Consider the following 13,696-nt stretch of genomic DNA (forward strand, 5'->3'; position numbering starts at 1 on the left):
TCAGCAGAGCTCTGCTGACGGGACACCGTCGTGTTTACGGGGGGTGCGCACCGAGACCGGGCCGCGCGTGGGCGACTCCGATCAGCGCCCTTCGGTGAGCAGGTGGTCGGCCGTCCGCAGCGCCTCCTGGACCAGCCGGGGCACATGCGCGTGCCGCAGCGAGTAGATCACCCGGCGGCCCTCCTTGCGGGTGTCCACGAGACCCGCAAGGCGCAGCCTGGCCAGGTGCTGGCTGACGGCCGGGCGGGCGGCGCCGCAGGCCTCGGTGAGCGTGCCGACGTCGGCCGGGCCGGCGGTCAGGGCGTGCAGCAGGGTGAGGCGGGTGCGGTCGCCGAGCAGGGCCAGGAGGTCGGCGGCGAGCGCGAACTGCTCCTCGCCCGGGCTGCGCGGATGCGCATGGTGCGCAGGTGATAGGTGCATGCGTGCGCTCATACGCACATAATGGCTCCGTGGACGTCTCGCGTCCACTCCCGCACACCGGAAGGGGACCGACGTGAGCGACCGGCAGCCGCACCGGCACGGGTCGGACGAACACGGGGCACAGGGACACGGAGCACACGGACACGCGGCTCATGGCCAGGAGCCACAGCAGCACCGGCACGCACACGGCGAGGACGGGCACTCCCACGCGCACCAGCACCCCCACCCCCACCAGACCGGCCGCCCCGGGCTGAAGCACCGGCTCGGCCATCTCCTCACCCCGCACTCCCACGAGACCGCCGACAAGCTCGACCCCGCGCTGGAGTCCTCGGCGCGCGGGATGCGGGCGCTGTGGGTGTCCCTGCTCGTGCTGGGGGCGACCGCGCTGGCACAGGGGGCGGTGGTGGCCCTCTCCGGCTCGGTGGCGCTGCTCGGCGACACGGTGCACAACGCCGCCGACGCGCTGACCGCCGTACCGCTCGGCATCGCCTTCGTGCTGGGGCGGCGGGCGGCGACCCGGCGGTTCACCTACGGCTATGGCCGCGCCGAGGACCTGGCGGGGCTGGCGATCGTGCTGACCATCGCCGGCTCGGCCGCGTTCACCGCCTGGGCGGCCGTGGGACGGCTGCTCGAGCCGCGCCCGGTCGCGCAGCTGCCGGCGGTCGCGGTGGCCGCGCTGGTCGGCTTCGCCGGCAACGAGTGGGTGGCCCGGTACCGGATCCGGGTGGGGCGGCAGATCGGCTCGGCCGCGCTGGTCGCCGACGGGCTGCACGCCCGTACCGACGGGTTCACCTCGCTGGCCGTGCTGCTGGGCGCGGGCGGATCCGCGCTGGGCTGGCGGGCGGCCGACCCGGTCGTGGGGCTGGCGATCACGGCCGCGATCGTCCTGGTGCTGCGGGACGCGGCGCGCGAGGTGTTCCGGCGGATGCTGGACGCCGTCGACCCGGCGCTGGTGGACCGGGCCGAGCGCGCGGTGCGGGCGGTGCCCGGCGTGCATGGGGTGGGTGAGCTGCGGCTGCGCTGGATCGGGCACCGGCTGCGGGCCGAACTGGCGGTGACGGTGGACGGGGAGGCGACGGTACGGCAGGCGCACGCGATCGCCGTCGAGGCCGAACACGCCCTGCTGCACGCCCTGCCCCGGCTGACGGCCGCCCTGGTGCACGCGGACCCGGCACCGGTGCCGGGCGGGCCGGATCCGCATCTGGCGCTCGCCCACCACCTCACGGCGTGATCAGGCGCCGCCCGGGTGCACCGGTCCGAGGGTGAGCAGGGCGTTCAGCGGACCGGGGGAACCGAGACGGCCATCACCATCTCCATCGGGACCTCGCCCTCGTTGCCGTACTCGTGCGGGACGTCCGCCTCGAAGGAGGCGCTGGCACCCGCCGGGACGAGGTGCCGTACCCCCTCGACGATGAGGGTCAGTTCGCCGGCGGTGACATGGAGGAGTTCGACCGTGCCGGCCGGGTGCGGGTCCGAGGGGCTGCGCTCGCCGGGCATCAGCCGCCAGTCCCACATCTCCAGCGGGCCGGGGGCCTCCGTGCCGGCCAGCAGCCGGTTGTAGCCGCCGGCCTCGCTGTGCCACAGCCGTACGGCCTGGTCGGCCGGGACCACGCGGACCCGGGGGCCCTGTTCGTAGTCGAGCAGGGTGGTGATGCTGACGCCGAGCGCGTCGCCGATCTTGACGACGGTGCCGATGCTCGGGTTGGTGCGGGCCTGCTCGATCTGGATGAGCATGCCGCGGCTGACCCCGGCCCGGGCGGCCAGCGCGTCCAGGGTGAAGCCGCGCTCGGTGCGCCAGCGCTTGACGTTGCGCGCAAGGGACTGGGTCAGCAGGTCGAGGTCCGACACATTTCGTCCAGGGTCCGGGGTCCGGTATGCGAGATGGTCCACTGTGATGGATGAAAGAGTTCAGTTGATTGAACTATCGTGGGACGTACTCCTTCGTCCAACAAACTGTACTGCGAGGTACCGTGACGGCATTCTTCGCCCTGACCACCAGTCTGTTGTGGGGGCTGGCCGACTTCGGCGGCGGGCTGCTGACACGGCGCACCCCGGCGCTCACCGTGGTGGTGGTCTCGCAGACGGTCGCGGCCGCCGTGCTGGGCGCGATCGTCGTCGCCACGGGCGGCTGCGGCGAGGCCGGGCCCCGGCTGTGGTTCGCCGCCGCGGCCGGCGTGATCGGTCCGGTGGCGGTGCTCTGCTTCTACCAGGCGCTCGCGCGCGGCCCGATGGGCGTGGTGTCGCCGCTCGCCACGCTCAGCGTGGCCGTGCCCGTCGGCGTGGGGCTGGTCCTCGGCGAACGTCCGGGGCTGCTCCAGGTCGCGGGCATCGCGGTCGCGGTCACCGGGGTCGTCCTGGCCGGCGGCCCGCAGCTGCGGGGTGCGCCCGTGCAGCGGCGGACGATCCTGCTCACCCTGGTCGCGGCGCTCGGCTTCGGCGCGGTGTTCGCGCTGATCTCGGAGGCGTCGACGAATGTCACCGGGCTGTTCCTCGCCCTGTTCGTGCAGCGGCTGACGAACATCGCGGTGGGCGGTGCCGCGCTCGCCGTCTCGGCCCGGCGGGGCGTCCCCGTCGTACCGCAGGGCGGTTTCCCCTGGACCTCGCTGCCCGCGCTGGCCTTCGTCGGCCTCGCCGATGTGGCGGCCAACGGCACCTACGCCGTCGCCGCCCAGCACGGCCCGGTCACCGTGGCGGCCGTCCTGGCCTCGCTGTATCCGGTGGTCACGGCGCTGGCCGCGCGCGGCTTCCTCAGCGAGCGGCTGCGCGCCGTCCAGGCGGCGGGAGCGGGGCTTGCGCTGCTGGGCACCCTGCTGCTGGCGACCGGCTGACCCCGGCCGGGTCAGCCCTCGGGCTCCAGCTCGGCGAGGCGGGCGACGGCGGCCTCGTCCAGCTCCGCCAGGGAGCGCAGCTGCTCCGGCGTCGTCCCGTCCGGGATCGGCACCGGCGCCGGGGTCCGCAACGGCGGCTGCCAGCCGTCCTCGGGGGTCCAGCGCCGTACGACCCGGGCCGGGGCCCCGGCCACCACGGCATGGTCGGGCACCGTGCCGCGCACCACCGCACCGGCCGCCACGACCACGTTCCGGCCGATCCGGGCGCCCGGCAGGATCACCGCGCCGGTGCCGATCCAGCAGCCCGGGCCGATCTCGACCGGCTCCATCCGCGGCCACTGCTTGCCGATCGGCTCGTGCGGGTCGTCGTAGGAGTGGTTGGTGGAGGTGACGTAGACGTACGGGCCGAAGTAGCAGTCGTTGCCGATGGTGACCGTGGTGTCCGCGATGACATGGCTGCCGCGGCCGAGGACCACGCCGTCGCCGATGCGCAGGATGGGGTCCGGACCGAGGTCGAGGTCCGGCATCAGACCGGCGGTGAGGGTGACCCGTTCGCCGATGATGCAGTAGGAGCCGATGCGGATCCAGGGCTCGCCGAAGACCGTGCCGAGCGGGAAGGCCAGACGGGTGGCCTCGCCGAGCGCGCCGAAGCGGAAGGCCGCCGGGTGCTCCGCCGTGACGGAACCCGCGCGCTGGGCCCAGGCCCAGGCCCGGTGGACCGCGCGCTGGGCGAGGCCCCGGCGCCAGGATGAGAACGTGTTCTTGCGCTTCGGCACGGGGTCACGTTACTCATCGGTTGTCCCGGGCGAGAGGGCGGGCTGCTGTGATCTTTGCCCCAACCGGTGCCGTACCGTTCACCCCACGTTCGCGGGCTACGGATGCGAGGAGACGGTGATGACCCGGCAGGCGCTGATCGTGGGTATCGGGGGCAGGGAGCCCCAGGTCGATCCGGAGGCGTTCGTCGCGCCCACGGCCTCGGTGATCGGAGACGTCACCCTGCACGCGGGGGCCAGTGTCTGGTACGGCGCGGTGGTGCGCGGTGACGTGGAGCGGATCACCGTGGGCGCGGCCGCCAACGTCCAGGACAACGTCACCCTCCACGCCGACCCCGGTTTTCCGGTGAGTGTCGGCGAGCGGGTGTCCATCGGGCACAACGCGGTGGTCCACGGGGCGACGGTCGAGGACGACTGCCTGATCGGGATGGGGGCCACCGTGCTGAACGGCGCGGTGATCGGAGCCGGGTCGCTGGTCGCGGCGCAGGCCCTGGTGCCGCAGGGGATGGTGGTGCCGCCGGGGTCGCTGGTGGCGGGGGTGCCGGCGAAGGTGCGGCGGGAGCTGAGCGAAGAGGAGCGCCAGGGCGTGACCCTCAACGGCACGATGTACGCGGAGCTGGCCCGGGCGCATCGGGCGGTGCACGAGTAGTCCGGGGCGGGCCGCACGGGTGCGCGGCCCGGGGGCGCGGGTTGCCGTCCCCGTTACACCGTTACTCCCCGGCGCGCACGGCTTCCGCCTCCGGGGCGGGAGCCTGGGCGGCCTTCTTCGCCTTGCGCTTGACGATCAGCACGGACGCCAGGCCGATCAGGACCGCGACGCCCAGGCCCACGTAGGAGAACTTCTTCAGCCAGCCCTCGGCGACCACGCCGACGTAGTAGATGACGGCCGTCGTCCCGCCCGCCCAGCAGATGCCGCCGAGCACGTTGGCGATCAGGAACTTCCAGTACGGCATGTGCAGCACGCCCGCGAGCGGTCCGGCGAAGATGCGCAGCAGGGCGACGAAGCGGCCGAAGAAGACGGCCCACATGCCCCACTTCTCGAAGGACCGCTCGGCGGTGGCGACATGGCCCTCGCCGAAGTGCTTCGGGAACTTCCTGCCGAGCCAGGCCAGCAGCGGCCGGCCGCCCTTGCGGCCGATCGCGTAGCCGATGGAGTCGCCGATCACCGCGCCCGCGGTCGCGCAGGCGCCGAGGATCACCGGGTTGATGCCCGAGTTGTGGGAGGACATCAGCGCGGCCGAGACCAGGATGATCTCGCCCGGCAGCGGGATGCCCACGCTCTCCAGACCGATCACCAGGGCCACCACGCCGTAGACGGCCACCGCGGGCACCGAGTCGAGCCATTCCTGCACGTGCACCGCCGGGTTCCTCCCCTGTCGCCGTCCCTGACCCGTGGACCGCCGCGCGTAAAGGGCGTCCCAAGGGAAGGCTACCTGCTCGGCCCGGAAGCACCGCAGGCTTACGGCGGCCACAGCAGCGCGGGCCGAGCAGGGCGCGTCGGCAGGGTCCACGTCAGCAGGGCGGCGGTCCCGGTGAGCAGGCGTGCGCGGCACAGCTGCGGCCGGGCGTGGGGACAGCGTTGTCAGCGGACCAGGCACGGGCCACGAGGACGGTGGCGAGCAGGACGAGCGCCGTGAGCCCGGCACCGAGGGCCACGGCCGTGCGATGCCGGCTCACCGTTCCCCGGCCCCCGGCTCCATGGCCGCCCGGGTGTGCGCCCGACGGTCGGGGCGGCGGTGCGGGCCAGTCCCGGGCGGCGCCACGGCCGGGCCGTGTGTCGAGATAGCGGCGGGCGCCCCAGCCGAGCACGGTCTCGGCGAGCAGCAGGCCCAGTTGCTCCTCGAAGGCGCCGAGCTGTTCGGCGGCGTGGCGGCAGTGGGCACAGCCGGACAGGTGGCGTCGTACGTCCGGCAGCAGATCGCCGCCGCGGCGCAGGGGGATGTCGAGGAGGCGGTTGTAGAAACGGCATTCCCTGGAGGGCGCGAGTTCCAGGTGGGCGCGTACACACCCGGTCCGGAATTGCTCACGCGCCCGGTCCAGGGCGGCCGCGGCGGTGGCCGGGTCCACGCCCAGAAGAGCGGCGGGTGTGTTTATGGGTTCGGCTTCGACCTCGGTGTGCCAGAGAAGGCATCGAGAGGCGGCGGGAAGCGAATGGAAAGCGCGTTCGGCCAGCCGCCGCCTTTCCGGTGTCCCGGCGTTTGCCGCGCGCAGTCCGCGGGCTCCGGTGGTACGGCGCAATTCCGGCAGCGCGACACAGGCCGCGGGGTCGGCGGCCCAGGTGCGGGCGGTGTCGCGGACGGCCACCAGCAGCCGGGGGCGCAGCGCCCCGTCCGCCGGCCGGCCGAGCACCTGGTGGAAGGCGGCGATGGCCACCAGTTGGGCCGCGGAGCCCGCTGAGGCCAGGCAGACCATCGCGTAGTCGTGGGTGGCCCGCCAGTGCCGGGTCAGCAGCAGGGCGACGGCATGGTGGTGGGCGTCGTCCGGGCCGCGGAGCCGGGCGACGAGATCACGGTCGGACTCCCCCGTCGATCCGGGGCGAGGCGGGTACGGCGGGCGTGGGGGGTTGGAGGACTGCACGGACTTTTCCTTTCCAGCCGCAGGGCGGGGCGAATTGGCGCCCTGTGGAAAGCAGTGCGTGATTGGTGCGTACCTTCGGGGCCGGCCTTTGCCGCGCGATGCCGGCCTTTGCCCTCCCGCGGGGTGGCTCACTTTCGCACACGCGCGTCACGGGAAACAAGGAGTTGGAATGACGGAATGTCAAAGAGACTTGTACGCCCGCTGGTTACCGCCGGTATCCCTATCAACTCGTACGGGAAAAGCGGATGGACGAGAACTCTCCGGGCGAATTCCCGGCCTTCCGCCGCGCCCCTGCTCGGCGACGACCTGATCGACGCGCGCGACCGGCGAGGGGGACGCCGTCCGGCTGGCGCCCGCCCCGACCTCGGCCCCGAATTCACCGACTGACTCCGGGAGTTCGTGGCCGGACTGACGGAAGGCGGCCCGCCGCAGCGGGCCGCGTGAGGCGCTGCGGCGCAGGCGTGCGGCGGCCGGACGGGACCGGCGGGTCCGGGTTGCGGCGGGGGCGGCTCGCATCCGCTCCATCTGCACGGCGCCTACGGCACGGTCGTGCTCCCCCTGAAAAGCGTCGTCTTCTCCGTGATCGGCCTCGCCCTGCCCGCACGAGTCCGCGCCCTCAACGACGGTGGCCCCACCTGGCCGCTCCACGCCCTCGCCATCGCCGCCACACTCGTCGCCGTACGCCTGCTCCGGCTCGCCCCGCTGTCGGCCCTCGCCCCGCTGTCGGCCCTCGCCCCGCCGGCCGCCCTCGTCCGGCGCGACGGCGGCGCCCACCGCCTGAGCCGGCGCATCCCGGCGGTCCTGACCCGGGCCGGGCCCGGCCGCGCTGTCCACCCCCGAGACCACCCGCCGACACGCCCCGCTCACCGGCGTCCGAGACGCCCCGAGACCCCGCACGGTCTCGGGGCCGGGTCCGACTCAGCCGTTCAGGCGCAGCGTCCATACGACGGTCATCTCGCCCGTGACCGCGCCGTCCGCGCGCTGGAGGGCGATCGCCACCGGGAACTCCGGCCGCCCGCCCGCGTCGAGTTCGGCGACGACCTCGGCCGCCGGGCGCCCCAGGGTCGCCGTGGCCGTCACCGCGCCCATCGCCAGCTTCTTGTAGTCGATCTCGGCGCGCACCGCGAGCGGCACCGCCCGGGAGAGCTGGTCGCCGAAGGCCTCCAGGACGATGGCCCCGCTGGCGGACTCGGCCAGGGTGAACATGGCGCCGGCGTGCGGGCCGCCGATGTGGTTGTGGAACTCGGGCTGGTCGGGCAGCCGCAGGACGGCGCGTTCCGCGGTGACCTCGATGAATTCCAGGTTCAGGGTGCGCACCATGGGGACGGCGGCGGCCAGCATGTTGCCTCGCGAGGCGTTCTCAACGGTCATGCGTGCGATGTTACCGATGAGTAGCGACAGCTGGCCAGCATGGTTTCACTCGCTCTCTCCCTTTTCGCTACGACTCTGACGACATCCGGTGACCGAACCGTGCCGCCACCGCACTAGGGTTGTCGGCCATGTGGCCAGATCAGCAGCCGCCCGGGGGCGCGCAGAACCCGCAGCAGAACCCGTACCAGCAGCCGGGTTACCAGCAGCCGAACCCGTACCAGCAGCCCGGGTACCAGCAGTACCCGCAGGCAGGGCAGTACGGGCAGCAGGCCGGACCGTACGGACAGCAGTCCGAGTGGACGCAGGCGCCCACCATGGCCGGCGGTCCGCAGCCTCCGCAGGGCGGCGGTGGCGGCCGTACCAAGCTGATCGCGATCATCGCCGCAGCGGCGGTCGTGGTCGCCGCCGGTGTGACCGGCTTCCTGGTACTCGGCGGCTCGAAGGACAACAAGGCGGACAACGGCAAGGGCACCCCGCACCCGAGCCAGTCGGCGCCCCAGAAGCAGCCCACCGCGACCGCGTCCACGACCGACAACCCGCGCGGCAACGAGACCGAGAAGCCGACCGTCGCCGGCTGGCAGGTGGTGGTGAACCCCAAGTGGGGCATCGCCTTCGACGTGCCGGCCGACTGGGAGGTGCAGTCCCCCGGCCTGGAGCTCGGCTTCGAGGACAAGAAGTCCACCAGCCTCAAGCCGATCATCGTGATGTCGGGCACGGCCAAGGACAAGCCGCAGTGGTGCACGTCCGACGACAACAAGGACGGCCGTACCGACGACACCCCGCTGGCGGTCGTGGGCACCAAGGGGGCCAGCGGCGCCAAGAGTGCGGACCAGATCGCGATCAACACGCCGGCCTGGTGGGTCTACGGCGGCTACACCCAGCCGGACAAGAAGAGCGTCTCCTTCGACAAGAAGGCCACGCCCTTCACGACCGCCTCGGGCATCAAGGGCAGCTACGCGTGGGCCCGGTCGACCAACACCCCCAGCAAGGGCAAGTGCGCGAGCGACGGCAAGGCGCTCACGTTCGGCTTCCAGAACTCGGCGCACGACTATGTGTCGTTCAACTTCTACGGGGCCAAGGGCGTGAAGGACGAGGTCCCCAACGCGACGGTGCTGAAGATCCTCAGCACCGTCCGGCTGCACGGCACCCCGACCGGCAGCTGAGCGCCGCAATCCGTTTGAAAGCACGGCCCGGGCGAGCAATAGTCGCCCGGTGAAGTCCACCATCCCCCGCCCCCGTCACCCGCGCCCGCCCCGCTGGGCAGACCGCAACTACTCGCTGCTGACCGCGGCGGCCGTCGTCACCGGTCTCGGGGCGAACGGCTCGATGGTCGCCGCCGCGTTCGCCGTACTGGACACGGGCGGCGACGGCGGGGACGTGGGGCTGGTGGCCGCGGCCCGCACCCTGCCGCTGGTGGTGTTCCTGCTCATCGGCGGGGCGCTCGCGGACCGGGTGCCCCGGCACCGGGTGATGGTCGCGGCCAACGCCCTCAACTGCCTCTCCCAGGCGGCCTTCGCGGCGCTCGTGCTGCTCGGCGAGCCCCGGCTGTGGCAGATGATGCTGCTCAGCGCGCTGGGCGGCACCGGCCAGGCGTTCTTCGGGCCGGCGGCCGAGGGCATGCTGATGTCCTCCGTCGAGGGCGAGCAGGCGGGCCGGGCGTTCGCCGTCTTCCGCATGGCCACCCAGGGTGCGGCGCTCGTCGGCGCGGCGCTCGGCGGCGCCCTGGTCGCGGCCGCCGGCCCCGGCTGGGTCCTCGCGTTCGACGCGGCCGCCTTCGCCGTCGCCGGCGCCCTGCGCTCCGGCCTCGACGTCTCCCACATCCCGGCCCGCACCCCCGGCGAGGGCATGCTGGCCGACCTCCGGGAGGGGTGGCGGGAGTTCATCGGCAGACCGTGGCTGTGGGGCATCGTCGTACAGTTCTCGATCGCCAACGCGGTGGTCGTCGCGGCCGAGGCGGTCTACGGACCGCTCGTCGCCCGGGAGAGCCTCGGCGGGGCGCGGCCCTGGGGGCTGGCGCTGGCCGCGTTCGGCGCGGGCACGGTGGCCGGCGCCCTGCTGATGACCCGCTGGCGGCCGCGCCGGATGCTGCTCGCCGGCACCCTGTGCGTCTTCCCGCTGGCGCTGCCCTCGGCCGCGCTGGCGGTACCGGTGCCGGCCGGCGTGCTGTACCTGGTGATGTTCGCCACCGGTACGACGCTGGAGGTGTTCGGCGTCTCCTGGATGACCGCGCTGCACCAGGAGATCCCCGAGGAGAAACTGTCCCGGGTCTCGGCGTACGACTGGTTCGGCTCGGTCTCCTTCATTCCCCTGGCCACCGCGCTGGCCGGCCCGGTGGAGAGCGCCGTCGGCCGGACGGCCGCCCTGTGGGGCTGCGCCGGTCTGGTCGTCCTGGTCACGGCACTGGTCCTGCTGGTCCCGGACGTACGTACGCTGACCCGCCGCGGCCGCCCGGTCACCGCCGCCCCGGCCGCCCCGGCCGACGCCGAACACGCCGTCGGGGGGCACGCGTGAAAACACCGCATACCCCCGGCTTCAGGAGGGCCCCCGGCTCAGCCGATACCGAACGCCCCGTCCGGAGGCACCGGTGAGGGCACCGCGTCCGCGTCCTCGACCGGCCGCGCCGAGCCGAAGAACTCCCGTACCGCCGACCCGTGTTCGACCCGGGCCGGGAACGCGTCGGCCGCCGCCCGCCGGGACAGCGCGGCGATGTCGGTCTGCCGGTGCGCGGCGACGAGCACCGCGTTGCCGAACCTCCGGCCGCGCAGCACGCCCGGCTCGGCGATCAGGGTCAGCTCCTCGAACACCGCGGCGAAGTTGGCCAGTTGGGAGCGGAGGAAGCCGAACGGCGCCCCGTCGGCGAGGTTGGCCACATAGACCCCGCCGGGCCGCAGCACCCGCTCGGCGGTGCGGGCGTAGGCGAGGGTGGTGAGGTGGGCCGGGATCCGGGAGCCGCCGAACACGTCACCGACGAGCACGTCGGCCGAGTCGTCCGGCGCGCCCTCCAGCCAGGCCCGGGCGTCGGCCGCGTGCAGCGCGATGCCCGAGCCCGCCGGCAACGGCAACTGCTCGGTGACCAGGTCCAGCAGGCCCCCGTCCAGCTCGACGACGTCCTGCCGGGAGCCGGGCCGGGTGGCGGCCACATAGCGGGGCAGGGTCAGCGCACCCCCGCCGAGGTGCACCACGTCCAGCGCCCGTCCCGGCTCGGCCACGACGTCCAGCACATGCCCGAGCCGCCGCGCGTACTCGAACTCCAGATACGTCGGCTCGTCCAGGTCGACGTACGACTGCGGTGCCCCGTCGACCGTGAGCAGCCAGGCCCGCTCACGGTCGACGTCGGGCATGAGCTTGACGGTGCCGTGGTCGGTGGTGCGGAGGACGGGGATGGCTTCGTTCACCGCACCATTGTCACCGGCGCGGGCCGGCGCCGGGCACCCGGAACCGGCGCCGGGCCGGCTACGACTCCACGGAGACGACCGTCCCCGCTCCGACGGTCCTGCCGCCCTCCCGGACGGCGAACCCCAGCCCCGGCTCCAACGGCACCTCCCGCCCCAGCTCGACGGTCATCTCCACCGTCTGCCCGGGCCGGGCGACCCCCGCCTCGCCGAGGTCCACGGAGCCGACCACGTCCGCCGTGCGGATGTAGAACTGCGGCCGGTACCCGGTCACGATCGGCGTCGTACGACCGCCCTCGCGCCCGGACAGCACATACACCCGGGCCGTGAACCGCCGGGCCGGTACCACGCTCCCCGGCGCCGCGACGACGTGCCCGCGCCGGACGGCGTCCCGCGGCACACCCCGCAGCAGCACGGCGACGTTGTCCCCGGCCTGGGCGTCCTGCATCGGCTTGCCGAAGGTCTCCAGCCCGGTGACGACGGTCTCCACGTCCGCGCCGAGCACCGACACCCGGTCCCCCAGGCGGAGCGTGCCGCGTTCCACGGCGCCCGTGACGACCGTGCCCCGGCCGGTGATGGTGAGCACGTTCTCCACCGGCAGCAGGAACGGCGCGTCCAGGTACCGCTCGGGCATCGGCACATAGGTGTCGACGGCGTCGAGCAGCGCCTCGACGGACGCCGTCCAGCGCGGGTCGCCGGCCAGCGCCCGGAGGCCGGAGACCCGTACCACGGGAACGGTGTCGCCCGGGTAGCCCTGCGCGGTGAGCAGGTCGCGGATCTCCAGCTCGACCAGGTCGGTCAGCTCCTCGTCGGCCGCGCCGTCGGCCTTGTTGAGGGCGACGACGATGTGGTCGACGCCCACCTGCCGGGCGAGCAGCACGTGTTCGGCGGTCTGCGGCATGACCCCGTCGAGCGCGGAGACGACGAGGATCGCCCCGTCGAGCTGCGCGGCGCCGGTGACCATGTTCTTGACGTAGTCGGCGTGGCCCGGCATGTCGACATGGGCGTAGTGCCGGGTGTCGGTCTCGTACTCGACGTGCGCGATGTTGATGGTGATGCCGCGGGCGGCCTCCTCCGGGGCGCGGTCGATCCGGTCGAACGGCACGAAGGTGCCGGTGCCGCGCTCGGCGAGGACCTTGGTGATGGCGGCGGTAAGGGTGGTCTTGCCGTGGTCGACATGACCCATGGTTCCGATGTTCAGGTGCGGCTTGGTGCGCACGTAGGCCGTTTTGGACATGGGTGTACCTCGGAGCCTCTCCGGTCGTACGGGATGCGGGACCCCAAGGAGTGCGCCGACCCTCCCCCTGCGGGGTCCGCCGGTCTGTCCGGAGAGGGTCAGCTTCGGGCGCCGTGGGCAGCGGCCGGCAGAAGCGGGGCGGCAGCCTTCGGCGCATCCGCGACGGCGGATGCTGCGAGGAGGAAGGCATACCGGAACATGTCGTCGATCATCGCCGACACCGCACCCCGCGTCGAACGGTTTTCCGCGGTGCGCCACGGTCGCCCCGCCCCGGCCCGGCGGCGATCAGGGCCCGGTGTCGGTTAGTGTCACCGGATGCTCGATGCCACCAGCACCGTCGCCGAGGCGCCCGCTCCGGCGGCGATACCGCTCCCCCGCACCGGGTTCGCCGCCCGCTGCACGCGTGCGCTGCTGTCGCCGTACGCCCGGCTGTCGCTGCTGCTGGCGCTGCTCGCGGGGGCGGCCGTGGCCGTGTTGGTGTTCGAGCCGCAGCGGCTGCTGACGCGGGGCTGGCCGCCGCAGCTGAGCGGGGCCGCGGCGGCGCTGGTGTTCGCGGGGGCGTACGGGCTGTGCAGCGTGGCGTTCGTCCCGCGTCCCCTGCTGAACCTGGCGGCGGGCGCGCTGTTCGGCGCGCCGCTCGGGCTGGCGACGGCGCTGGCGGGGACGGTGCTGGGGGCGGGCATGTCGTTCGGTCTGGGCCGGGTGCTCGGGCAGGACGCGTTGCGCCCGCTGCTGCGCGGCCGGTGGCTGAAGGCGGCCGACGGACAGCTCAGCCGGCACGGTTTCCGGTCGATGCTGGCGGCGCGGCTCTTCCCGGGGCTGCCGTTCGCGGCGGTGAACTACTGCGCGGCCGTGTCCCGGATGGGCTGGCTGCCGTTCCTGCTGGCCACGGCGCTCGGCTCGGTCCCCAACACGGCCGCCTACGCGGTGGCCGGGGCCCGCGCCTCGGCGCCGACCTCCCCCGCCTTCCTGCTCGCGCTGGCGGGCATCGCCGTACCGGCGCTCGCGGGGGCGCTGGTGGCCTGGCGCAAGCGCCACCAGCTGCGCGCCCGCTGAGCACACCGGCTCTCCGAGGGTTGGAAAACCGAACCCGCCACT

At 73.6% G+C, this 13,696-nt stretch carries 14 protein-coding genes; 6 read left to right on the forward strand and 8 right to left on the reverse strand.

All coding sequences use genetic code 11. The features are described from left to right. Window positions 1-81 precede the first annotated feature (81 nt). Window positions 82-432, reverse strand: coding sequence for an ArsR/SmtB family transcription factor (locus tag ACZ5CZ_RS20145; protein ID WP_468944524.1), 351 nt, complete (start codon window positions 430-432; stop codon window positions 82-84). 61 nt (window positions 433-493) lie between these two features. Between ACZ5CZ_RS20145 and ACZ5CZ_RS20150 the strand changes: the two genes are divergently transcribed. Then, a complete protein-coding gene (locus tag ACZ5CZ_RS20150) occupies window positions 494-1,651 on the forward strand; it encodes a cation diffusion facilitator family transporter (RefSeq protein WP_468944527.1) in 1,158 nt (385 codons plus the stop codon). Window positions 1,652-1,695: 44 nt separating this feature from the next. Here ACZ5CZ_RS20150 and ACZ5CZ_RS20155 read toward each other — a convergent pair whose 3' ends face one another. Beyond that, on the reverse strand, window positions 1,696-2,268 hold the full coding sequence (locus tag ACZ5CZ_RS20155; protein ID WP_468944529.1) for a helix-turn-helix domain-containing protein: 573 nt from the start codon (window positions 2,266-2,268) through the stop codon (window positions 1,696-1,698). 122 nt (window positions 2,269-2,390) lie between these two features. On the opposite strand from ACZ5CZ_RS20155, the gene ACZ5CZ_RS20160 reads away from it, so the two are divergent. Continuing rightward, window positions 2,391-3,248, forward strand: a complete 858-nt coding sequence (locus ACZ5CZ_RS20160; RefSeq protein WP_468944531.1) for an EamA family transporter — start codon at window positions 2,391-2,393, stop codon at window positions 3,246-3,248. 11 nt (window positions 3,249-3,259) lie between these two features. Here ACZ5CZ_RS20160 and ACZ5CZ_RS20165 read toward each other — a convergent pair whose 3' ends face one another. Beyond that, entirely contained in the window at window positions 3,260-4,024 is a 765-nt protein-coding gene (locus tag ACZ5CZ_RS20165) for an acyltransferase (protein WP_467540998.1), read from the reverse strand. A gap of 118 nt (window positions 4,025-4,142) precedes the next feature. Between ACZ5CZ_RS20165 and ACZ5CZ_RS20170 the strand changes: the two genes are divergently transcribed. Further along, complete coding sequence (locus ACZ5CZ_RS20170; RefSeq protein ID WP_385844184.1) at window positions 4,143-4,670, forward strand: gamma carbonic anhydrase family protein; 528 nt, start codon at window positions 4,143-4,145, stop codon at window positions 4,668-4,670. A gap of 61 nt (window positions 4,671-4,731) precedes the next feature. Here the strand turns inward: ACZ5CZ_RS20170 and ACZ5CZ_RS20175 are convergent, their stop codons facing one another. From ACZ5CZ_RS20175 to ACZ5CZ_RS20185, 3 genes are all read right to left on the reverse strand, one after another. Continuing rightward, window positions 4,732-5,379: a DedA family protein gene (locus ACZ5CZ_RS20175; protein WP_385844183.1), complete on the reverse strand. Its 648-nt coding sequence runs from the start codon at window positions 5,377-5,379 to the stop codon at window positions 4,732-4,734. A gap of 154 nt (window positions 5,380-5,533) precedes the next feature. Further along, a complete protein-coding gene (locus ACZ5CZ_RS20180; protein ID WP_468944536.1) occupies window positions 5,534-6,598 on the reverse strand; it encodes a hypothetical protein in 1,065 nt (354 codons plus the stop codon). 918 nt (window positions 6,599-7,516) lie between these two features. Further along, on the reverse strand, window positions 7,517-7,969 hold the full coding sequence (locus tag ACZ5CZ_RS20185) for a DUF4442 domain-containing protein (RefSeq protein WP_385844180.1): 453 nt from the start codon (window positions 7,967-7,969) through the stop codon (window positions 7,517-7,519). A gap of 128 nt (window positions 7,970-8,097) precedes the next feature. On the opposite strand from ACZ5CZ_RS20185, the gene ACZ5CZ_RS20190 reads away from it, so the two are divergent. Both ACZ5CZ_RS20190 and ACZ5CZ_RS20195 read left to right on the forward strand, forming a co-directional pair. Continuing rightward, window positions 8,098-9,132 (forward strand): DUF8017 domain-containing protein, encoded by a 1,035-nt coding sequence (locus tag ACZ5CZ_RS20190; protein WP_385844179.1) that lies wholly within the window; start codon window positions 8,098-8,100, stop codon window positions 9,130-9,132. 49 nt (window positions 9,133-9,181) lie between these two features. Beyond that, window positions 9,182-10,480: an MFS transporter gene (locus ACZ5CZ_RS20195; protein WP_468944540.1), complete on the forward strand. Its 1,299-nt coding sequence runs from the start codon at window positions 9,182-9,184 to the stop codon at window positions 10,478-10,480. 38 nt (window positions 10,481-10,518) lie between these two features. On the opposite strand, the gene ACZ5CZ_RS20200 is transcribed toward ACZ5CZ_RS20195, so the two are convergent. Together ACZ5CZ_RS20200 and tuf are read right to left on the reverse strand one after the other, a co-directional pair. Next, window positions 10,519-11,364 (reverse strand): spermidine synthase, encoded by an 846-nt coding sequence (locus tag ACZ5CZ_RS20200; protein ID WP_468944543.1) that lies wholly within the window; start codon window positions 11,362-11,364, stop codon window positions 10,519-10,521. A gap of 58 nt (window positions 11,365-11,422) precedes the next feature. Beyond that, window positions 11,423-12,598 (reverse strand): elongation factor Tu, encoded by a 1,176-nt coding sequence (gene tuf / locus ACZ5CZ_RS20205; protein WP_468944545.1) that lies wholly within the window; start codon window positions 12,596-12,598, stop codon window positions 11,423-11,425. A 315-nt stretch (window positions 12,599-12,913) separates the two neighbouring features. On the opposite strand from tuf, the gene ACZ5CZ_RS20210 reads away from it, so the two are divergent. After that, window positions 12,914-13,654, forward strand: a complete 741-nt coding sequence (locus ACZ5CZ_RS20210; protein WP_468944548.1) for a TVP38/TMEM64 family protein — start codon at window positions 12,914-12,916, stop codon at window positions 13,652-13,654. The last annotated feature ends 42 nt before the right edge of the window (window positions 13,655-13,696 follow it).

The sequence above is a fragment of the Streptomyces sp. NPDC031418 genome (genome assembly GCF_055581605.1).

What these genes read in the sequence shown, in the direction of transcription:
- ACZ5CZ_RS20145 (WP_468944524.1), bottom strand. Translation starts at nt 432, where the DNA reads ATGAGCGCACGCATGCACCTATCACCTGCGCACCATGCGCATCCGCGC.
- ACZ5CZ_RS20170 (WP_385844184.1), top strand. Translation starts at nt 4,143, where the DNA reads ATGACCCGGCAGGCGCTGATCGTGGGTATCGGGGGCAGGGAGCCCCAG.
- ACZ5CZ_RS20185 (WP_385844180.1), bottom strand. Translation starts at nt 7,969, where the DNA reads ATGACCGTTGAGAACGCCTCGCGAGGCAACATGCTGGCCGCCGCCGTC.
- ACZ5CZ_RS20190 (WP_385844179.1), top strand. Translation starts at nt 8,098, where the DNA reads ATGTGGCCAGATCAGCAGCCGCCCGGGGGCGCGCAGAACCCGCAGCAG.
- tuf (WP_468944545.1), bottom strand. Translation starts at nt 12,598, where the DNA reads ATGTCCAAAACGGCCTACGTGCGCACCAAGCCGCACCTGAACATCGGA.
- ACZ5CZ_RS20210 (WP_468944548.1), top strand. Translation starts at nt 12,914, where the DNA reads ATGCTCGATGCCACCAGCACCGTCGCCGAGGCGCCCGCTCCGGCGGCG.